This is a genomic window from Mycobacterium sp. 48b (assembly GCF_048282725.1).
In the GTDB taxonomy this organism is placed as follows: domain Bacteria; phylum Actinomycetota; class Actinomycetes; order Mycobacteriales; family Mycobacteriaceae; genus Mycobacterium.
The window spans coordinates 3952129-3971014 of record NZ_JBLVUL010000001.1; the positions used below are offsets into that span (position 1 = coordinate 3952129).

Below are 18886 nucleotides of genomic sequence, written 5' to 3' on the forward strand. Positions count from 1 at the left end.
GGCTAGGAAGCGCTGACCGCCTCGGCGTGCTCGGTGGCCACCGACTTCGCCCAGCGGTAATCGGCCTTGCCCGCGGGGGAGCGCACGATCTGCGGGGAGCGGACGAACGCCTTCGGAATCTTGTAGCGCGCGATCGCCCGCTCACACACCGTCGCGAGTTCCTCGTCGGTGGCCGAGGTGCCCTCGGCGAACTGCACGACCGCGACGACCTCGTTACCCCAACGCTCCGACGGGCGGCCGACCACGACCACGTCGTAGACGGCAGGGTGCGCGGCGACGGCGCGCTCGACCTCCTCGACGAAGATCTTCTCGCCGCCGGAGTTGATGGTGACCGAGTCCCGGCCGAGCAGCTGAATGCGCCCGTCTTCCAAGACGTTTGCCCGGTCGCCCGGAACCGCCCAGCGGACGCCGCCGATGGTGGGGAAAGTCCGCGCGGTCTTGGCCTCGTCGCCCAGGTAGCCCAGCGGGATCAGGTCGCGCCGCGCCAGCCAGCCGCCGCTCTCGCCGGGACCGAGCACCCGGGACATGTCCTCGGCCACCACAGCGGTGTCGGACTGGGCGTTGAAGGTGGCGGCCTCGGAATCGGTGCCTGCGGTGGATGCGGTGCTCATCTGGGTGCCCGACTCCGATGAACCCACGGCATCGAGCAACATCAGGTGGGGCAGCGCGGCCAGGATGCGCTCACGCACGGTCGGGGACAGCGGCGCGCCTCCGTTGGTGATCGTGAACAGGCCGGACAGGTCGTAGTCGCCCTTCTCGATCTCGTCGATCAGCGGCCGGGCGATCGCATCGCCGACCACCGGGATGCTCAGCACGCGTTCGCGGGCGGCCAGCTGTAACACGTTGTCCGGACGCATCTTCACCACATCGTCGGGGATGACGAGCTTGCCGCCCATGGTGATGGCGTTGTAGGCGGCCCACTGCGCGGCCCCGTGCATGAACGGAGGGATCATCAGCAGCGACAGTCCGCCGCCCGCGGTGGCGGCCCGCTCGGCGAGTTCCTCGTACGACCCGATGAAGGTGTCGCTGCCGAACGGCCGGCCACCCATCGAGGACAGGAAGATGTCGTGCTGGCGCCACAGCACACCCTTGGGCATCCCGGTGGTGCCGCCGGTGTAGAGGACGTACAGGTCATCGCCCGACGGGGTCGGCATCCCCGCTTGCGGCGCAGGGGTTTTCAGGATCGTCTCGTAATCGACGGCTCCCGGCAGCAGTTCGTTGCCCGATTCGTCGGCGACCTGGACGAGCACCTGCAGATTGGGCAGCTGGTCGCGGATGGCGGCCACCCGGGGCGCGAATTCGGCGTTGTAGATCACCGCCCGGGCGTTCGAATCCTTCAGCAGGTAGAGGAGTTCCTCCTCGACGTAGCGGTAGCTGACATTGAAGGGTGCCACCCTGGCGCGGTAGCTGCCGATCATCGACTCGAGGTACTGGTTGCCGTTGCGCAGATAGATGCCGAGGTGGTCCTGACCGGATTCATGCCCGGCCAGCCCATCACGCTCGGTGTGCGTTCCGAGACCGGCCGACACCAGGTAGTGGGCGAAGCCGTCGACCCGCGCGTCGAACTCTGCGTAGCTGAATCGGCGATCCCGCCACACCAGGAAGGTCTGATCGGGTACGGCTTTGGCCACCGTCGAGAACACTGTGGACAGGTCGAACTTCACGTCAGCGCTCATGGCACTCCTGGTGTGCGCGGATTCGGGCCTCACGACCATACATGGATCACTTCACTGTATGGCCGAGGGGATGTGACCCGCGCCTCAGAACCGGATCAGACCGGGAAGAAACCGTCTCCGGTCAATATGCCCGGCTGCCACCCTTGCGGGCCGAGGCACAGCATGGGCCGACCGTCAGGCGACTGGGCGGCCTCCTGCGGCCCAGGACATGGCGAGCCGATCTCCTGCACGCCGTTCAAGGGATAGGCGTAGGTCCAGAAGCCCGTGTACACCGGCGGCCACTGGTTGGGAATCCACTTGCACTGCATCGCGGTGCCGCCCGGGCCGCGGCCGAAGACGTTGCGTTCCCAGCTGAAGCACGGTGCACCGTTGGACGCCTCGTAGCTCATCCCGGGGACATCGGTGGGGTAGCGGCCCGGATTGTCCGGGTACATATTGCTGTTGTCGTCGGCGAGAGCGCTCGGCGCCATTGAGATCGCAGTTGCGAGTGCCGCCGCAGCGACAGCCGTCGTGGCGAAGAGTTCGCGAATCATGTCCCACCCTCAGCAATGCCGGCCGTAGTCGCGCCGGGCAGTTCGTTGACTTTGGGTCAGAAGCCTAGCCGGTCGCCAGGGCGGGCAGTCGGCATTTGGGGTCGTTGTTACTCGCCGGTATCGGTGTCGAGCACGCTGACCGCGATGCCGTAGGGCAGGAACCGCACCCGGCGGACGGGGTCGGTGTTGCCAGAGTTGGCTCGCAGGGCTTCGAGCTCATTGGGATAGACCTGCTCGATATGGGCACCGCCGGCGTCGTCGACCGTATAGATCGCCCACACCCCGTCACCCTTCTCGCCGGTGGTCTCGGGCTCGGTCCTGGGACGCGAGAAACGCGCGACCTCGTCCAGCAGGCCGCCCAAGCCGGTGGCCTGGCCGGGATTTGCGAAGAACTTGCCCAACCCGTCGAGGGCATCGCGAAGCCCTTCTCCGGCCTCACGGGCAACGCGGTCGAAGTCCTCGGGGTCGAACCCGAACGGTCCACTGCCACTCATGGCGCTCTCCTCGGTGGTTGTGGGCATCTGATGTGCCAAACACCAGTGTGCGCGCACGCGGCGGCGAGCGGGATGGTAAACGAACCATATGGCCTTCACACGGGACGATCTGTTAGCCACCGTCGAATTGTCACCGCAGGCAGCGGGTGCGCACGATCGCCGGGGATGGGTGGAACTGTTCGCTGCGGGCGGACAGGTCGAGGACCCCGTGGGCTCACGGCCACACCGCGGACCCGACCAGATCGAGCGGTTCTACGACACCTTCATCGCCCCGCGGGACATCACCTTCCACCGAGACGTCGACATCGTCGCCGGGTCGACGGTGATCCGTGATCTCGAGCTCGAAGTCGTCATGAGTCCGTCGGTCACCATGCGGATCCCCGCGTATCTGCGCTACGCCGTCGCCCCCGCCGCGGACGGACCGCGTATCGAGCAACTGCAGGCGTACTGGGAGCTGCCCTCGATGATCGGGCAATTCGCCAGGGCCGGCGTGGGCGCGGTGCCGGTCGGACTGCGACTGAGTGCGGCGTTGCTGCGTAACCAGGGGCCCTCGGGCACGCTCGGGTTCGCGAAGGGAATGGGCGGCGCCGGCCGCGCGGGCAAGCGAGTGATCGCCGGCCTGCTCGACGACCTGTGCGCCGGCGACGCGGTCGCGGTACAGCGGCGGCTGAGCCCCGACACCGTCATCGGCTCCGGTGACCACGCACCGCTGAGTACGTCCGGGTTGGTCGAACGCACCTCGGGCGCTACCTGGCGCAAACTGATCGCGTCCGGGTCGAGTCTGGTGGCCGGGCTGGACCGCGACGGTCGCCGGTCCGTACTGATCGCCGATCGGGGCAGCGGGCCACGTGCGGTCGCCCGTTTGCGGTACTTCGCCGACGCGACGTGAACGCGGCATGAACACGGATACGGGCCCGGCTACACCATCCCCACACACCGGCGTGAGACCGTAGAAGGATCATGGCTGATCACGCTTACATCACCTACGAGGAATTCGGTCGCCGGTTCTTCGAGGTGGCCGTATCCGAGGACCGGGTCGGCGACGCCATCGGGGCGATCGCCGGCGATGAGTTCGAGATGGGCCCGATCGGCCAGGGGCCGGGAAAGATCGCCAAGGTCACCGCGCGGGTCAAGATCCAGAAGCCCCGCGTCAGCCGCATCGTGGGCGAAACCATCACGTTCTCCATCCGGATCCCGCTGGAGATCGACATGGTGATCGACCTTCGCATCGACCGGCCCAAATTCATGGTGTTCGGCGAGATCGCGTTGCGCGCCTCGGCGTTGGCCGCCGAGCCGCTGCTGCTGATCCTCGACGTCAAGAAGCCACGTCCGTCCGACATCTCGATCCATGTCACGTCGAAGTCGCTGCGCGCCGAGGTGTTGCGCATCCTGGCGGGGGTCGACGCGGAGATCAAACGATTCATCGCCGCGCACGTGGCCGGCGAGATCGACAGCCCGGAATCCGAGCAGGCCAAGGTGATCGACGTCGCCAAGGAACTCGATTCCGCCTGGGGCGGGGTCTGACACCGGTACGGATCGTCGGTACGACAGCCCGTACCATTCGAGCCATGCAGCGCAACGTGATCCGGTCCGGTCGAGTGCTCGCGGGTGTCGGGGCATCAGTGCTGACGGGCGTCGCGGCTGCCGTCGTCGTCGCCGTACCGGCATCCGCCGAGCCGGTCGATCAGACCTTCGTCGATGCGCTCAGCCAGGCCGGCGTAGGGGCCGCGGATCCCGCCCAGGCCGTGGCACTCGGGCAGTCGGTGTGCCCGATGCTCGCCGAACCGGGGCAGAATGCCGCCGACGTGGCAGCCAAGGTGGCCGATACCGGTGGGATGTCACTGGGGCCGGCCACGATGTTCACCGGTATCGCGATCTCGACATTCTGTCCGGCCATGGTCGCCAAGGCCGGCGAGGGCAATCTGACCGGCGGCCCGGCCGATCTCGCCTGGTCGATCCTCGGCTTCGGTTAGGCGCTCAGGTACATCAGATCGGGCCGCCGCGGTGAGCGGCCGGTGCCGCCCGATTGACCGCGAAGGTGACGCCACAGCCACGGCATGAGCATGTTCTGCGTCCACAACACCTGTGAGTACGCCCTGGACCGGAACGACTGGGTCTGATCGCGACCGGTGGCCAGCGCCCAATCATGGTTGCTGCCAGGCAATCCGAGAGCCTCGGCGGCTGCCGCCGCGAACAGGCAGTGTCCCTTCGCCGAACCGTGTACCCGATCGGGACTCCAGGTCTCCGGCTCGCGCATGGACGGGGCCGAGTACAGATCGACGAGGTGGAACCCGTACCGATCGGCGGCATCGTTGATCGCATCGTTGATCTGCACCACACGTTTTCCGAGCAACCGGCCCACCGGCAGGATTTGGGTGATGTCCGGGAACGTGGTGGTGACGACGGTGGCACCGGACTCCGAAAGGGTGCGGTAGACAGTGTCGAGTTCACCGAGCGCGCGGGTGAACGAGCGCCCGGGCCGGGTCACGTCGTTCATCCCGATGCAGACGGTGACAAGGTCGGGCCGCATCGACAGCGCGGTGGGCAGTTGAGTGTGGAGCACATCGCCGATGCGGTGGCCGCGAATGGCGAGATTGGCATAGCCCAACCCCGGGTACAGCCCGTCGAGGCGCACCGCGAGGCGATCGGCGAAGCCCATCAGGCCGACAGAGTCGTCGCCATCCCACAGTCCTTCGGTCTGGCTGTCGCCGAGGGCGACATACCGGGTGAAACGTCGCACTCTGGGGACTCTAGCGCGCACCGGATCGGTCTCCGCACCCAGACACGAACAAGGGGCGCCCGAAAAGGGCGCCCCTCGTTGATGTTTCACGAAGTTTGGGCTTACTTCACGTCGACGTAAACCGTCTTGTTGACGACGTTGGTCTGCAAGTTGTCGCCCGGGTTACCGGAATCTGTCCGGGTGTAGGTCTGCCCCGGTCGTACCGCCACCACCGACGCCTTGTCGAGCGGGGTGGAGCCGACGTGGTTGACGACGACCTTGTAGCCCTGGGCCTGCAGTTCGCTGATCGTCTGTTGGGCGTTGCCCGGTCCGGTGGGTGCGGCTTGGGCGGGGGCGGCCAGGCCGATCACCGCTGCGGCTGCTGCGCCTACCAATGCTGTGGCAAATCCTGCCCTCATCATCTTTCGTGCCTTCTTTCTTGTTCTGTTATGCCGCATGCGGCGCGCCGGTCAGGGGAGGCCGGTTGGCGCCGTAGCTAGTTCGTTTAGGTGTTACACAAGAGTTAACCGGCAGTTCACAAATTAAATTCCGGCTGTACGAAACTCTTGGGAGAGGGCTGCGTCACATTCGGGAACCGGCGCCGCCGGGCAGGCGGGGGTTCGGGTGCCGGCGCTGAAAGTGACCGGAGCTACCGACATTCAGCAAAGTGGCCCGCATCACCGGTGCTGTCGGGGCCCGGTCCTCGCGTAGCGTGCAAGCCGTGGCAAAGCTGAGCGCCGGTGTCCTGCTGTACCGCTTCGCCGGGATGGACGTGGAGGTTCTGATCGCCCACCCGGGCGGGCCGTTCTGGGCGCGCAAGGACGCCGGGGCGTGGTCGGTGCCCAAGGGGGAGTACGCCGATGGGGAAGACCCGTGGGCGGCGGCCCAGCGGGAGTTCACCGAGGAACTCGGTGCCCCACCGCCGGCCGGCCCGCGCATCGATCTCGTCCCGGTGCGCCAGGCGGGTGGCAAGGTGGTGACGGCATTCGCGGTGCGCGGGGACTTCGACGCCACGGCAGCCGTCAGCAACACGTTCACCGTGGAGCTGCCCAAAGGGTCGGGCCGGTTCGTCGAGTTCCCCGAAATCGACCGTGTCGCTTGGGTTTCGGTTGCGGTAGCGCGCACCAAGTTGCTCAGTGGGCAGCGCCCCCTGTTGGACCAGTTGATGGCCGCACCTGAACTGGCCGGCTACAGCGAAGGCCTGTCGCAGGACGGGTAGCGCCGCCAGGGCGCCGGCTCAGAGGTCGAGGGTCAGCCGGTCTCCGGCCTCGGCCCGCGACACGCACGTCAGCAGATAGCCCGCATCGCGCTCCGGGTCGGTCAACAACGTATCGCGGTGTTGCGCAGTCCCGTCGGTCACCCGGATCCGGCAGGTTCCGCAGAAACCCTGCTGGCATGAGTACGGGGCGTTCACCCCGGCTCGGCCCAACGCGGCGAGCAGGGTCTCGTCGGGTCCGACGGTCACCGAGGCGCCGGTGGAAGCGATGGTCACCGAGAATTCGGCACCGTCGACAACCGGTGGCGCCGCGAACCTTTCGAAATGCAGCTCCACATCGTCGCGGCCGATGAGCGCGGCCCGGATCCCGGTCAGCATCGGGGCCGGGCCGCACGCGTACACCGTGGTGCCGTCGGGGCAATCGCCGAGAAGATCGCCGGCACCGGGCAGACCGTGGACATCGTCGGTGCGGATCTCGACGCGGTCACCGAACCGGGCGAGCTCGTCCAGGAACGGCAGGCTGTCGCGACTACGCCCGGCATAGACCATCGACCAGTCGACACCCAACCGGGCGGCCAGACCGAGCATCGGCAGGATCGGGGTGATGCCGATTCCGCCTGCGACGAAGCGGAACCGCTGCGTGGGCGACCCGTAGCCGGGCACTGTGAGGGCGAACGCGTTGCGCGGGCCGTGGGTGCTCACCCGGCTGCCGACCTGCAGGCTGTCGTGCACCTCGACCGACCCGCCGCCGCCATCGGGGATGCGCCGCACCGCGATTCGGTAACTGTCGTTCACCGTGGGGTCCCCGCACAGTGAGTACTGCCGCACCCGGCCGCTGGCCAGGTGCAGGTCGATGTGGGCACCCGGATACCACTGCGGCAGCTTCCCGCCGTCGGCCGCGGCCAGGGTCAGCGCGATGACGTCCTGATCGTGGGCCACCACCTGTCGGTCCGTCACGGTCAGCGTGATCGTGCGGTCGAGTTCCGGTGGGGGCGAGGGCCGCCGGAGCAAGCGGCTCACCCCCCACATCGTGGCGATGGACACCTCGGCCAAACCGAGCATGGGATCGTGCCGGAACCGCCCCGACGCGCTCGGGGGCAACTGCCGGTAGCGGGACAGCAGAGGCGACATCGCCGCGGCCCTCACAGGTGGGCTGCCCGCGCCGCGGGGGAGCTGGCCAGGTACGCCACCGCCTGGGCTGTCGAGCCCATCTCCTCGGGGGAGAAACCGGGCCGGCAGTAGGCCAGGGTGTTGGAACCGAACATCCGGGAGAACTTGGGCAGCAGCCCCAGCTTGGAGTCGCGCATTCGCAACCGGTTCATCCGCCACCAGCCGATGTCGAGGGTCGGATCGCTCTTGACCATGGCCCAGCAGCCGCGCTGGAAGAACATGTAGACGGCGGTCGCCGCGATCGACATGGCCCGTACCCGGCTGAAGTAGCTGTCCTGGAAGTAGACCGCGACATCGTGGGCGACACTGCGGTGCTCGACCTCCTCGCTGCCGTGCCAGCGGAACAGATCGGTCATCGTCGGGTCGGCGTCGAAGTCCTCCCACGTGCAGTTCAGCACGAAGTCGCCCAGGACGGCCGTGTAGTGCTCGATGGCGGCGATGAGCCACAGCCGGTCGCACAGGTTGGACAGCCGGCGGCGCGGGTCGGTGGACTCGGTCGGGCCCAGCATCTTGGTGAAGACGTGCTCGACCATGGCCATCAGCGGCTGGTAGTCGACACCGTGGGCGGTGAGGAACTCGTCGAGCACCTGATCATGGGTCTCGGCGTGGGTGGCCTCCTGGCCGATGAAGCCACGCATGTCATCGGCGAGCTTGGGATCGCGCACATAGGGCAGTGCTTCGTTGAACGTCGCGACGAACCAGTGTTCGGCCATCGGCAGCACCACGTTGAACAGGTTGACCATCGTCGCGGCCACGGGGTGGCCGGGGATCCAGTGCAACGGGATGCCGTCGAGATCGAAGTGCACTTTCCGGGCCTGGATCTGTACCGGGCCCGGGTCGATCTCATTGTCGAACCGCAACGGACGCAACATCGAGAGCCTCCCTGGGATGAGTGGACTCTCAGCAGTGTACGGATTTAGGTGGGAACAGCGGTACCGGGTTACCTGTTTGGGTGAATCGGGGATCGCGTCAGGCCGGTGGCGGGGTGCCCGCGCCGGGTGCTCCGGCGATCGGGACCACCGGTGTCGGCGTCACCGTTGTCACACCGTTGCTGCCGACCCTCGGACCGCCCGGGACGGCTGCCTCGGCGCCCTGGTCGGCGGCTGCCTCGCTGCAGTCGAGCATCAGGATCATCTTGCCGCTGGAGTTGACCTTCTGGGAATCGACCAGGCACTCGGACTGCGGCAGGGCACTGCCGAAGGAACCACCGAAGGTGGCCTTGATGCCCTGGCTCTTCAGGATCGCCAACGCCTTCATGTAGGGCTCACCGACGACGTTGACCGAGGCCGCGCTGGGCTGTGAGGTGGCGGTGCCTGCGGCCAGCAGGGCGATCGAACCGGCGGCGAGCAGACCGCCGCCGAGCGCAACAAGCTTCTTCACGTGAACTCCGTCAGTCGGGTGCGGTTGCGAACATATCGCAGCTGTGACGAATGTGAAACCGGAGCAGACGCCCCGCGCGTTACATCCCGGCCAGGCCCGGGCGGGCGGTGATCGAGGCCATCACGTCGCACAATGCCGCCGCGCGCGGATCCTCGAACACCTCCTCGAGCAGAATCCGCCGTCCGTCGGGACCCGCCAGCGGGATCCGCCAGTTCGGGTATTCGTCGGTGGTTCCTGGCTGATTCTGGGTACGCACCTCGCCGACCGCGTCGGCCAGTGACAGCGCCAGCAATTTGGAGGGAGTGCGGCCCAGATAGCGGTAGAGCGCCGACACGACCTGATCGGTATCCGGATCAAGGCCGAGCAGCCCGACCCGGCGAAGCTCGTCGAGCCACGCTTCCTGCGCGGCGCGGTCCGCGGCCAGCTCCTGATCGGCCGGCCGCGTGAGCAGCCCCAGCCGTTCCCGCAATCGCACGTGCTCGCCGGCCAGATACCCCGGTGTCGGGGGCAGGTCGTGCGTGGTCACCGAGGACAGGCAGTACTCGCGCCAGCGTTCGGCGGGCAATGGCTTTCCCGGGGGGCCATCGGATTGGTGGGACTCGAACCACAGGATCGAGGTGCCGAACAGGCCCCGCTCGCGCAGGTAGTCCCGTACCCACGGTTCGACCGTGCCCAGATCCTCGCCGACCACGAGGGCGCCGGCCCGGTGCGCCTCCAGCGCGATGATGCCGATCATCGCGTCGTGGTCGTAGCGCACATACGTGCCTTCGGTCGGAGCGGCCCCCTTCGGGATCCACCACAGCCGGAACATGCCGATGATGTGGTCGATGCGCACCCCGCCGGAATGCCGCAGCGCCATGTTGACCACTGCCCGGAACGGTTCATAGGCCTGCTCGACGAGGCGGTCCGGTCGCCACGGCGGCTGCGACCAGTCTTGGCCGAGCTGATTGAACTCATCCGGCGGTGCGCCCGCCGTGACCCCCAGTGCCAGCACATCCTGCAGGGCCCAGGCGTCGGCACCATCGGGATCGACGCCGACCGCGAGGTCGCTCATGACGCCGAGCTCCATCCCGGCCTGCACCGCGGTGGCCTGCGTGGCGGTGAGCTGCTCGTCGAGCAGCCACTGCAACCAGCGGTGGAAGTCGACGGCGTGCGTATTGGCCGCTGCGAATGCGGCCACCTCCGGGTTCGCCGGATGCTGCAGCGCGTGGGGCCAGCCGTGCCAGTCGCCCCCGTACTGTTCGGCCAGCGCGCACCAGATCGCGAAATCGTCGAGGCTGCGCCCCTGCCGGGTCCGATAGGCGGCATACGCGAGCTCGCGGCCCGCCGATCGTTCGACCCGGTACACCTGTTCCAGCGCGGCGCGTTTGGCCTGCCAGGCCGCATCGCGGTCGATGGTCGGGCTGCGGTCGGCTCGCCTGTTGAGCGCTGTGCGCAGCGCGCGGATGCGGCCGCGGTGCCGGACCGAGGCGAACTCCGGAATGGCTTCCACCCGCAGATAGAGCGGACTCCCGAAGCGCCGGGAGGTGGGCAGATACGGCGAGGGCTCCATCGGTGCGGTGGGCGCGGCCGCATGCAGCGGGTTGACCAGGATGAACCCGGCGCCGTGCTCGGCCGCCGACCACACCGCCAGATCGGTCAGATCAGTGAGATCGCCTGTGCCCCAAGAGCTCTTCGAGCGCACGCTGTAGAGCTGGACGGCCGGGCCCCAGGCTCGGCGCCGGCCCAGCCGGGTGGGCAGTTCCAGCGTGGCGGGGGAGATCACCACTGCCGTCTCGGTGCAGTGCCCTTCTTCGACGCGCAACCGCAGCCGGTGATAGCCCAGCGGCAGGTCGGCAGGCAATTCGAAGGTGGCCTCTCCGACCAGCCGGTCCCCGAGGTCGTACGGGGGCCGGTTGTTCTCCAGTTGTCGCAGGCCGCTGCGTTCTGTTCCGTCCTCGAGCAACAGCGTCAGGTCGACCGGATGCCCGTGGGTGACATGCACCCAGAAACTCGACGTGACGGTGGCCCGGCCAAGCACGATGGGTGGCAGGCAGCGTTGCCAGTACCGGCGGTCGTGGGCGGCCAGGGCGTCGGCTCGTTCCTGCTCGGTGCCGGCCGGCACGCCGAGCGCTTCGAGCACGTCCACCAGCGTGGACTCCGGGACCGCGGTGCGCCGGCCGGTCCAGTCGTCGAACTCGGCGGCCACACCGTAGCGGTGGGCCAACTCCAGTAGGGCCGATGACGAAGAGGTCATGGTGACAATCTTGGTGCCCAGAACGCGATCGTGTCAGTCGACATCGCGGGACAGCAGGTCCGCCCAGGAGTCACGGCGGACCACCAGCCGGGCAGTTCCGTTGTGCGCGAACACAACCGGTACCCGACGGGCGCCGTTGTACTGATTCGACATGGTGTAGCAGTACGCGCCGGTGACCGGTACCGCCAGCAGGTCGCCGACTTTCGGGTCACGTAGCGCCACGGCGCCGATGAGCTGATCGCCGGACTCGCAGTGCCTACCCACGACGCTGACCGTCTCTCCGCCGCCGACCCGATCGGCAATGGTGGCCTCGAACCGCTGCCCGGTCAGCGACACCTCCAGGTTGTCGCCCATCCCGCCGTCCACCGCCACATGGGTGATCACCCCGCGCTTGACCGTGGTGACGCGGTACAGCGTGCATGCGCTGGTCGCCACCATGCTGCGCCCGGGTTCGACGATGATCCGGCTGTCGGGCGGCAACAGGTCACGGGCCCGGGCCACCATCGCCTCGGCGTAGTCGTCCAGGCTCGGCGGGTGCTCGTCGTAGGTGTAGCGCACCCCGAGTCCGCCGCCGAGGTCGTAGACGTCGAACGTGCCCAGCGCGGCGATCGGCGCCACCGCCGCGGCCAGCTGTTCGGCATCGAGCAGTTGCGATCCCACGTGGGTGTGCACGCCGTCCATCCGTAGTCGCATGCCGGCCCCGATACGCGCGATGGCCCTGCGGGCATCCGCGGGCATCAGACCGAACTTGGACCCGGCGTGGCCGGTGGCCTGCGAGGCGTGCGTGGCAGCCTCCACCCCGGGAATCACCCGGACCAGACACGGTTGGGTGTGGCCGGCGGGCACGATCCGCTCCAGCCGGTCGATGTCGTCGAAATTGTCGACCACCACCAGGCCCACGCCGTGCCCGACGGCCAGCGTGAGCTCCTCGTCGGTCTTGGCGTTGCCGTGCAGCACCATCCGGGCCGGGTCGGCACCGGCCTTGATCGCCGACAGGATCTCGCCTCCGCCCGCGACATCGAGATGCAGGCCCTCGGACACCATCACCCGCTGAACCGCGGTGCACGGGAAGGATTTCGACGCGAAGGCGACATCGCTGTTCGGCCAACGCCCGCGGAAGGCCCCGAGGTAGTCGGCGGCCCGCTGCCGCAGGGCGCCTTCGTCCACCACGATCGCCGGCGTGCCGAACTGCTCGGCGATCGCATCCAACCGGCAGCCGCCGACCATCAGGGTGCCATCGCCGTCCTGCTGTGTTCCCGGCGGAAACAGGCCGATCAGATCGTCGGCGGCGGTCTTGCTGATCGTCACCGGTTCAGCGTGCCACCGGCATGGTGTCCGCGAGCGGTGTTAGTCTGTCTGTAACGATCCTTACAGAGGCGGTTCCAGGTGACCACTGCATCCACCAGGCGACAGCAGCAGGGCGCGGATTCTCGAGAACAGATCCTCGACGCCACCGAGCGCCTGATGGCCACGCGGGGCTATGCCGCCACCTCGATCAGCGACATCCGCAAGGCCTGCGGCCTTCCGGCCAGCTCGATCTACTGGCATTTCGGGTCCAAGGACGGCGTCCTCGCGGCTGTGATGGAACGCGGAGCCGACCGCTTCTTCGCGGCCATCCCGCGCGACGGGAGCATCGACGACCAGTTGGCGGTCCTGGCGGACCAGCAATCGCAGCGCCCCGAGTTCCTCCGCATCCTCTACCTACTGTCCCTGGAACGCAGCGATGATCCGACGGTGACGGCGGTGGTCCGCCGCGTGCGGGACACCGCCCTCTCGCGCTTCTCCGCCGCAGTCCGTGGTCAGTTGCCGGAAGGCGTGCCGCCGCGCCGTGCGGGCCGGGTGGTCGCCGAACTCACGGCATTCGCTGTCGCACAGTCCGACGGCGTGTTCTTCGCCGGACACCTCGAACCCGACGGCACCGACGTGGCGCGCATGTACCAGCGGCTGTGGCAAGCCGTCACCGCCCTCATCCCGATACTCCTGGAGGAAAAGTGACCGGCAAGACCGCGATCATCACCGGCGCGAACACCGGGCTGGGATTCGAATGCGCCCGGGCGCTGCTGGCGTCAGATCCCGGGTGGCATGTGCTGCTGGCGGTACGCGACACCCAGCGCGGCGCCGATGCGGCAGCCCGGCTCGACTGTCCCGGCCGCACCACGGTCGGTGAACTCGACCTGGCATCGCTGAGGTCGGTGCGCGACTTCGCCGACAGACTGCCCGGCCTGGAGGTTCCGCCGCCGGCCGCGCTGGTGTGCAACGCCGGGCTGCAGGTCGTCTCGGGTTCGCCGACGACGGCCGACGGTTACGAGTTGACGTTCGGAGTCAACCATCTCGGTCATTCCGGCACATGCTCGGCGCCCTGACCGCCCCGGCCCGGATCGTGGTGGTCAGCAGCGGCACCCACGATCTGGACAAATTCACGGGTATGCCTGCACCGCAATATAATTCAGCTGAAGAACTGCTGCGGCCGCCGGCCGGCGGGTTGACCGGCGAAGAGGGCAGGCGTCGGTACACCACCTCCAAGCTATGCAACATGCTCTTCAGCTATGAGTTGGACCGGCAGCTGGGGCACGGAGCCCGCGGCATCACGGTCAACGCATTCGACCCGGGCCTGATGCCCGGGTCAGGGCTGGCCAGGGACTACGGCAGTGCCCAGCGACTGGCCTGGCGCCTGTTCATGCCGGCCCTGCGAATCCTGCCCAATGTGAACAGCACCAGACGTTCCGGGGCCAATCTCGCCGCGCTGGTCGACGATCCCGCCCTCGACGGCGTCACGGGCGAGTACTTCGAAGGAACCCGCCGGATCCGATCCTCGCGCGATTCGTACGACCCGGCCCTGGCCGCCGATCTGTGGCAGGTCAGCGATCGGTTGGTGTCGGCGGTCGGCTAGCTTCGGCGGGGCGCAGTAGTGTCGCCTCGGTGGCGTCCAGGTCGGTCTCGGAACAAAGCGGCACCGCCGCGTTGCGCCGGGCCCGGATCGCGGTGGGAGCGCTGTTCCTGACCAACGGGGCGATCTTCGCCAATCTGCTGCCGCGCTATCCGGAGATCAAGACCGACCTGCACCTGAGCAACGCGGTCTACGGCGCCGCGGTCGCGTCGTTCTCCGGTGGGGCACTGGTCGCGGGACTGACCGCGGCGATGTTGATCCGGCGGTTCCGCAGCGCGCGGGTCGCGGTGATCGGCACCGTCGCGCTGTCCGTTTTCGTCATCGCAGCCGGTGTCGCGGCGACCCCGGTCATGTTCGCCGCCGCCCTGTTTCTGGCCGGGGCATGCGATTCGGTGGTCGATGTCGCACAGAACGCACACGGGCTACGGCTGCAACGCCGACACGGCCGCTCGATCATCAACTCCCTGCACGCGGTCTGGGCTGCCGGGGCGATCCTCGGCGGGCTCACCGGCGCTGGTGCGATCGCGCTCGGGATACCGCGCGGAATCCACCTCCCGGTGGTCGGGGTGCTCTTGAGTGCGGTGGCCCTGATCGCTTACCGCTACCTGCTGCCCGGGCCCGACCATGCCGACCACCCGGCCGCACACGCGGCGGCGGCGGAAACCAAGGCCGGGCCGCGGACCTACCTGATCCTGCTGGCCATGGTGCTGATCGCCATCGCCGGTGCCACGGTCGAGGATGCCGGTAGCTCGTGGGCCACGCTGTACCTGCGCGATTCCCTGCACACGCCGCCGGCGCTGGCGGTCTTCGGATACATCGCACTGGTCGGGTTCATGTTCATCGGCAGGCTGACCGGCGACCGGCTGGTCGACCGGTTCGGCGAGGCCACCGTGGCGCGGACCGGTGGCGTGATCGCCGCGGCGGGGATGGGTGCGGCGCTGGCATTCCCGAGCATCGCCACCACGATCGCCGGGTTCGCACTCGCGGGCCTGGGCGTGGCCACGCTGGTGCCCGCCGCCATGCACGGCGCCGACCAGTTGCCCGGCCTGCGACCCGGCACGGGTCTGACCGTGGTGACCTGGCTCATGCGGGTCGGCTTCTTCGGGGCCCCGTTGCTGGTCGGGTTCGTCGCCGATGCCGCGGGATTGCGGGTCGGTCTGCTGGCCGTACCGGTGGCCGGGGTGATCGCCGCCCTGCTGGCCGGGGTGCTCCCGCGACGACCGGCGCCGGTACCCGACTCAGTGCGTGGGCCCGACGCCCGCGAGCTCGATCGTGAACACACCCGACACGATTAGCGCGATGCCCAGCATCATGACCGGTGTCAGCGGTTCTTTGAACAGGAACTTGGCGATGACCGCGACCAGGGCGACCCCGCACGCGGTCCAGATGCCGTAGGCGATCCCCACCGGTACCCCCCACGCCAGGGCCAGCCACAGCAGGTAGAACGACAGCACGTACCCGGCGATCACCGGCGCGACCCAGACCTTGCGGCGGAATCCGTCCGATGCCCGCAGCGCGAGGGTGGCGAACACCTCGACCAGGATCGCCCCGGCCAGTGCCAGCCACATCACGATTCGACCTCACGCGGGTGCGATCCGAGCTCGACCAGCAGCACACCCGCGATGATCAAACCGATGCCGGCCACGATCGGCCAGGTGAACGGGTCCCCGAACAGCACCGCGGCCAGCACGGCCGTCGCCGCGGTGCCCAGGCCGCCCCAGATGCCGTAGGCGACGCCGACGGGCATGCCGGCCCGCAGCACCAGGGTCAACAGCACGAACGCGGCCAGATAGCCGGATACCACCAGCGCCAGCCACCCCGCATGATCCTGGGACGCGCGCAGCGACAGGGTGGCGCTGACTTCGGTGGCGACGGCCGCGATCAACAACGCCCAGGTCCGCACCGGACAAACCTAGCCGAGCTCGCCTCGGTGCGGTGTCGCGGTCGTTGCGGGCCTGCTCAGAGCACCAGCCCCAGCCGAATATTTTCCGGCGTTGGTTAACGGGTGAGTACCGTGGGGGAGTTCGCCCAGATTCACCGAGGAGCCCCGCATGACCGATCCGACGCGCGCCGTCACCAGGGCCGGTCCGGTCGTCGACACCGCGTACGGCCCGGTCCGCGGGAGCGACGACGGAACGGTCAAGCAGTGGCTGGGGATTCGCTACGCGGCCGCGCCGGTCGGTGAGTTGCGCTGGCGGGCACCGCAACCTCCCGGGCACCGGCAGGACGTCGCCGACGCGACCGCGGCCGGGCCGGTGTGCCCGCAGATCACCGATCCGCGGCTCCCACTCGACCTCGGCGGCCGCCAGGGCGAGGACAGTCTGGTGCTCAATGTCTGGGCGCCAAGCGGCACCGAGGCCGGCGACGGCAGGCCGGTCATGGTGTGGGTCCACGGCGGCGCCTATGTCCTGGGCTCGGGAAGTCAGCCGCTCTACAACGGGTCGGTCCTGGCCGCCGAGGGTGACGCCGTGGTGGTCACGGTCAACTACCGGCTGGGCCCGTTCGGCTTCCTGGACCTGTCGCATTTCAACGGGCGGCCCGGTGCGAAAGGCCTGCGGTTCGACACCAATCTCGGCCTGCGCGACGTGTTGTTCGCATTGCACTGGGTACGGGACAACATCGCCGCATTCGGTGGCGACCCGCAGCGGGTGACCCTGTTCGGGGAGTCGGCCGGCGGCGGGATCGTCACCACCCTGCTGTCCAGCCCGCCCGCCGAGGGGCTGTTCACCGCCGCGATCGCGCAGAGTTCCCCCGCGACCTCGGTCTATGACGTCGAGCGATCCCGCTCCGTGGCGGCCCAGTTCCTCGAGCGCCTTGGCGTCGACGGTGACGAGGTCGGGCGACTGTCCGGCGCGCCGGTGCCCAGCATCCTGGCGGCGGCCAAGGAGGTGTTCGACGCGGTTCCGACCCAGACACCCGGCCTGCTGGCATTCGCGCCCGTCGTCGACGGCGATGTCGTCCCCGACTACCCGGTGGTGGCCGCGAGGGAGGGGCGAACCCACCCGGTGCCGCTGATCATCGGGACCAACGAGCACGAAGCCACGGTGTTCCGCTGGATGAAGTCACCGCTGATGCCGATCACCCCCGGTGCGTTGCGGTCCATGTTCGCCGCCATCGCGGCCGAGCAACCCGGCCTGCAACTGCCGACCGAAGCTCAGATCACCTCCGCCTATGCGGGTCTACGTCCCAAGGCGATCGGACTCGGCATGGCGCGCGACATCGGATTCCGCATGCCGACGCTGTGGTTCGCCGAGGGACACAGCGCCGTCGCCCCGGTGCACCTGTACCGCTTCGACTTCACCACCCCGATGCTGCGCCTGCTGCGGCTCGGTGCCGCCCACGCCACCGAGCTGCCCTACGTGTGGGGCAATCTCGTTGCCGGACCGAAGGATCCGACATTCAAGCTGGGTGGGCTCAAGCATGGACGTGCGGTCTCGCAGCGGGTGCGTCGGCGGTGGGTCAACTTCGCGGCCACCGGGCAACCCTCGGGTGCCCTGGGCGAACCGGTGTGGCGGCCCTACCGCCGCGACGACCGGGCCGCCCTGGTGATCGACAAACAGGACAAGACCGTTGCCGACCTGGACCGCGATCTGCACGCGGCCTGGGGAAGCCAGATACTCAATTTCCGGTAGACCGAGCCCGCTGAGACAAAGACTGCTGCCATGGACATGATCAGGTCCGTTCTGGACTTCCTCCCTCCGCCGATGCGGGACCCGGTGTTCTTCGCGATCCCGTTCTTCCTGGTGCTGTTGACCGTGGAATGGGTCGCGGCCCGCCGTCTGGAGCACATCGAATCCGAGCGGGCACCCGCCGGTGCGTTTCAGACACGCGACGCGTGGGCCAGCATCTCGATGGGATTGGTTTCGATCCTCACCACCGCAGGCTGGAAACTGCTCGCGCTGTTGGGTTATGCCGCCATCTACGCCTACCTCGCGCCCTGGCATCTGCCCGGAAACCGGTGGTACACCTGGGTCATCGCGATCGTCGGGGTGGATCTGCTGTTCTACGCCTACCACCGGATCGCGCACCGGGTGCGGTTGATCTGGGCGACGCATCAGGCCCATCACTCCAGCGAGTACTACAACTTCGCCACCGCACTGCGGCAGAAGTGGAACAACAGCGGTGAGATTCTGGCCTGGATTCCGTTGCCGCTGCTCGGCGTCCCGCCGTGGCTGGTGTTCGCCAGCTTCTCGGTGAACCTCGTCTATCAATTCTGGGTGCACACCGAGCGTGTCGGAAAGTTGTGGCGGCCAATCGAATTCATCTTCAATACGCCGTCGCACCATCGTGTGCACCACGGCCGCGACCAGCTGTACCTCGACCGCAACTATGGCGGCATCCTCATCATCTGGGACCGGATGTTCGGCACATTCCAGCCGGAGGTGTTCCGGCCGCACTACGGGCTGACCAAACCGGTGAACACGTTCAACATCTGGAAGCTGCAGACCCACGAATACGTGGCGATCGCCCGCGATGTGCGACAGGCCGCCCGACTGCGCGACCGGTTGGGCTACGTCTTCGGGCCGCCGGGCTGGCAGCCCGCCGAGGTTTCCGAATCCCAACCCGTCGGCTGAC

Annotated in this window: 20 protein-coding genes and 1 pseudogene; 9 read left to right on the forward strand and 12 right to left on the reverse strand. The window is 68.2% G+C overall.

The window, feature by feature from the left end:
* Window positions 1-2: 2 nt before the first annotated feature.
* From ACNQR1_RS19460 to ACNQR1_RS19470, 3 genes are all read right to left on the reverse strand, one after another.
* Window positions 3-1676, reverse strand: a complete 1674-nt coding sequence (locus ACNQR1_RS19460; RefSeq protein ID WP_418047486.1) for an acyl-CoA synthetase — start codon at window positions 1674-1676, stop codon at window positions 3-5.
* A 95-nt stretch (window positions 1677-1771) separates the two neighbouring features.
* Complete coding sequence (locus ACNQR1_RS19465; RefSeq protein ID WP_418047487.1) at window positions 1772-2209, reverse strand: hypothetical protein; 438 nt, start codon at window positions 2207-2209, stop codon at window positions 1772-1774.
* Window positions 2210-2316: 107 nt separating this feature from the next.
* Window positions 2317-2703: a hypothetical protein gene (locus ACNQR1_RS19470; protein ID WP_418047488.1), complete on the reverse strand. Its 387-nt coding sequence runs from the start codon at window positions 2701-2703 to the stop codon at window positions 2317-2319.
* Between the two features lie 88 nt (window positions 2704-2791).
* Between ACNQR1_RS19470 and ACNQR1_RS19475 the strand changes: the two genes are divergently transcribed.
* The 3 genes from ACNQR1_RS19475 to ACNQR1_RS19485 all read left to right on the forward strand — a co-directional run bounded on the left by ACNQR1_RS19475 (window position 2792) and on the right by ACNQR1_RS19485 (window position 4676).
* A complete protein-coding gene (locus tag ACNQR1_RS19475) occupies window positions 2792-3592 on the forward strand; it encodes a nuclear transport factor 2 family protein (protein WP_418047489.1) in 801 nt (266 codons plus the stop codon).
* Window positions 3593-3663: 71 nt separating this feature from the next.
* Window positions 3664-4227, forward strand: a complete 564-nt coding sequence (locus tag ACNQR1_RS19480) for a hypothetical protein (protein ID WP_418047490.1) — start codon at window positions 3664-3666, stop codon at window positions 4225-4227.
* A gap of 44 nt (window positions 4228-4271) precedes the next feature.
* Window positions 4272-4676, forward strand: a complete 405-nt coding sequence (locus ACNQR1_RS19485) for a DUF732 domain-containing protein (RefSeq protein ID WP_418047491.1) — start codon at window positions 4272-4274, stop codon at window positions 4674-4676.
* On the opposite strand, the gene ACNQR1_RS19490 is transcribed toward ACNQR1_RS19485, so the two are convergent.
* Window positions 4673-5443, reverse strand: coding sequence for an SGNH/GDSL hydrolase family protein (locus tag ACNQR1_RS19490; RefSeq protein WP_418047492.1), 771 nt, complete (start codon window positions 5441-5443; stop codon window positions 4673-4675). The two genes, ACNQR1_RS19485 and ACNQR1_RS19490, sit on opposite strands and share 4 nt — an antisense overlap.
* A 101-nt stretch (window positions 5444-5544) precedes the next feature.
* On the reverse strand, window positions 5545-5844 hold the full coding sequence (locus ACNQR1_RS19495; RefSeq protein WP_418047493.1) for a hypothetical protein: 300 nt from the start codon (window positions 5842-5844) through the stop codon (window positions 5545-5547).
* A 299-nt stretch (window positions 5845-6143) separates the two neighbouring features.
* On the opposite strand from ACNQR1_RS19495, the gene ACNQR1_RS19500 reads away from it, so the two are divergent.
* On the forward strand, window positions 6144-6641 hold the full coding sequence (locus ACNQR1_RS19500; protein ID WP_418047494.1) for an NUDIX domain-containing protein: 498 nt from the start codon (window positions 6144-6146) through the stop codon (window positions 6639-6641).
* 18 nt (window positions 6642-6659) lie between these two features.
* On the opposite strand, the gene ACNQR1_RS19505 is transcribed toward ACNQR1_RS19500, so the two are convergent.
* The 5 genes from ACNQR1_RS19505 to lysA all read right to left on the reverse strand — a co-directional run bounded on the left by ACNQR1_RS19505 (window position 6660) and on the right by lysA (window position 12732).
* Window positions 6660-7769 carry a PDR/VanB family oxidoreductase gene (locus tag ACNQR1_RS19505; protein ID WP_418047495.1) on the reverse strand — a complete coding sequence of 370 codons (1110 nt, stop codon included), beginning with the start codon at window positions 7767-7769 and terminating at the stop codon, window positions 6660-6662.
* A gap of 11 nt (window positions 7770-7780) precedes the next feature.
* Window positions 7781-8680, reverse strand: a complete 900-nt coding sequence (locus ACNQR1_RS19510) for a metal-dependent hydrolase (RefSeq protein WP_044518848.1) — start codon at window positions 8678-8680, stop codon at window positions 7781-7783.
* Between the two features lie 97 nt (window positions 8681-8777).
* The gene (locus ACNQR1_RS19515; RefSeq protein WP_418047496.1) at window positions 8778-9188 is read right to left on the reverse strand and encodes a hypothetical protein; all 411 of its coding nucleotides are present in this window, start codon (window positions 9186-9188) and stop codon (window positions 8778-8780) included.
* A gap of 79 nt (window positions 9189-9267) precedes the next feature.
* Window positions 9268-11424 carry a 4-alpha-glucanotransferase gene (malQ, locus tag ACNQR1_RS19520; RefSeq protein ID WP_418047497.1) on the reverse strand — a complete coding sequence of 719 codons (2157 nt, stop codon included), beginning with the start codon at window positions 11422-11424 and terminating at the stop codon, window positions 9268-9270.
* Window positions 11425-11457: 33 nt separating this feature from the next.
* On the reverse strand, window positions 11458-12732 hold the full coding sequence (lysA, locus tag ACNQR1_RS19525; RefSeq protein WP_418047498.1) for a diaminopimelate decarboxylase: 1275 nt from the start codon (window positions 12730-12732) through the stop codon (window positions 11458-11460).
* Between the two features lie 78 nt (window positions 12733-12810).
* Here lysA and ACNQR1_RS19530 point away from each other — a divergent pair, with 78 nt between their 5' ends.
* From ACNQR1_RS19530 to ACNQR1_RS19540, 3 genes and pseudogenes are all read left to right on the forward strand, one after another.
* Window positions 12811-13419 carry a TetR/AcrR family transcriptional regulator gene (locus ACNQR1_RS19530; protein WP_418047499.1) on the forward strand — a complete coding sequence of 203 codons (609 nt, stop codon included), beginning with the start codon at window positions 12811-12813 and terminating at the stop codon, window positions 13417-13419.
* Window positions 13416-14314, forward strand: a pseudogene (locus ACNQR1_RS19535) (SDR family NAD(P)-dependent oxidoreductase). Before ACNQR1_RS19530 ends, ACNQR1_RS19535 begins: the two are co-directional and overlap by 4 nt.
* Before the next feature lie 29 nt (window positions 14315-14343).
* Entirely contained in the window at window positions 14344-15606 is a 1263-nt protein-coding gene (locus ACNQR1_RS19540; protein WP_418047500.1) for an MFS transporter, read from the forward strand.
* Here ACNQR1_RS19540 and ACNQR1_RS19545 read toward each other — a convergent pair.
* Both ACNQR1_RS19545 and ACNQR1_RS19550 read right to left on the reverse strand, forming a co-directional pair.
* Window positions 15550-15879, reverse strand: a complete 330-nt coding sequence (locus tag ACNQR1_RS19545) for a DMT family transporter (protein WP_418050418.1) — start codon at window positions 15877-15879, stop codon at window positions 15550-15552. The two genes, ACNQR1_RS19540 and ACNQR1_RS19545, sit on opposite strands and share 57 nt — an antisense overlap.
* Window positions 15879-16214: a DMT family transporter gene (locus ACNQR1_RS19550; RefSeq protein ID WP_418047501.1), complete on the reverse strand. Its 336-nt coding sequence runs from the start codon at window positions 16212-16214 to the stop codon at window positions 15879-15881. Before ACNQR1_RS19550 ends, ACNQR1_RS19545 begins: the two co-directional genes overlap by 1 nt.
* A gap of 148 nt (window positions 16215-16362) precedes the next feature.
* On the opposite strand from ACNQR1_RS19550, the gene ACNQR1_RS19555 reads away from it, so the two are divergent.
* The gene (locus ACNQR1_RS19555) at window positions 16363-17943 is read left to right on the forward strand and encodes a carboxylesterase/lipase family protein (protein WP_418047502.1); all 1581 of its coding nucleotides are present in this window, start codon (window positions 16363-16365) and stop codon (window positions 17941-17943) included.
* A 30-nt stretch (window positions 17944-17973) separates the two neighbouring features.
* A complete protein-coding gene (locus ACNQR1_RS19560; protein WP_418047503.1) occupies window positions 17974-18885 on the forward strand; it encodes a sterol desaturase family protein in 912 nt (303 codons plus the stop codon).
* Window position 18886: the final 1 nt, after the last annotated feature.

Excerpts from the sequence above, each read along its gene's own strand:
- ACNQR1_RS19460 (WP_418047486.1), bottom strand. The coding sequence starts at position 1,676 with ATGAGCGCTGACGTGAAGTTCGACCTGTCCACAGTGTTCTCGACGGTG.
- ACNQR1_RS19465 (WP_418047487.1), bottom strand. The coding sequence starts at position 2,209 with ATGATTCGCGAACTCTTCGCCACGACGGCTGTCGCTGCGGCGGCACTC.
- ACNQR1_RS19470 (WP_418047488.1), bottom strand. The coding sequence starts at position 2,703 with ATGAGTGGCAGTGGACCGTTCGGGTTCGACCCCGAGGACTTCGACCGC.
- ACNQR1_RS19475 (WP_418047489.1), top strand. The coding sequence starts at position 2,792 with ATGGCCTTCACACGGGACGATCTGTTAGCCACCGTCGAATTGTCACCG.
- ACNQR1_RS19480 (WP_418047490.1), top strand. The coding sequence starts at position 3,664 with ATGGCTGATCACGCTTACATCACCTACGAGGAATTCGGTCGCCGGTTC.
- ACNQR1_RS19485 (WP_418047491.1), top strand. The coding sequence starts at position 4,272 with ATGCAGCGCAACGTGATCCGGTCCGGTCGAGTGCTCGCGGGTGTCGGG.
- ACNQR1_RS19495 (WP_418047493.1), bottom strand. The coding sequence starts at position 5,844 with ATGATGAGGGCAGGATTTGCCACAGCATTGGTAGGCGCAGCAGCCGCA.
- ACNQR1_RS19505 (WP_418047495.1), bottom strand. The coding sequence starts at position 7,769 with ATGTCGCCTCTGCTGTCCCGCTACCGGCAGTTGCCCCCGAGCGCGTCG.
- ACNQR1_RS19510 (WP_044518848.1), bottom strand. The coding sequence starts at position 8,680 with ATGTTGCGTCCGTTGCGGTTCGACAATGAGATCGACCCGGGCCCGGTA.
- malQ (WP_418047497.1), bottom strand. The coding sequence starts at position 11,424 with ATGACCTCTTCGTCATCGGCCCTACTGGAGTTGGCCCACCGCTACGGT.
- ACNQR1_RS19545 (WP_418050418.1), bottom strand. The coding sequence starts at position 15,879 with ATGTGGCTGGCACTGGCCGGGGCGATCCTGGTCGAGGTGTTCGCCACC.
- ACNQR1_RS19555 (WP_418047502.1), top strand. The coding sequence starts at position 16,363 with ATGACCGATCCGACGCGCGCCGTCACCAGGGCCGGTCCGGTCGTCGAC.
- ACNQR1_RS19560 (WP_418047503.1), top strand. The coding sequence starts at position 17,974 with ATGGACATGATCAGGTCCGTTCTGGACTTCCTCCCTCCGCCGATGCGG.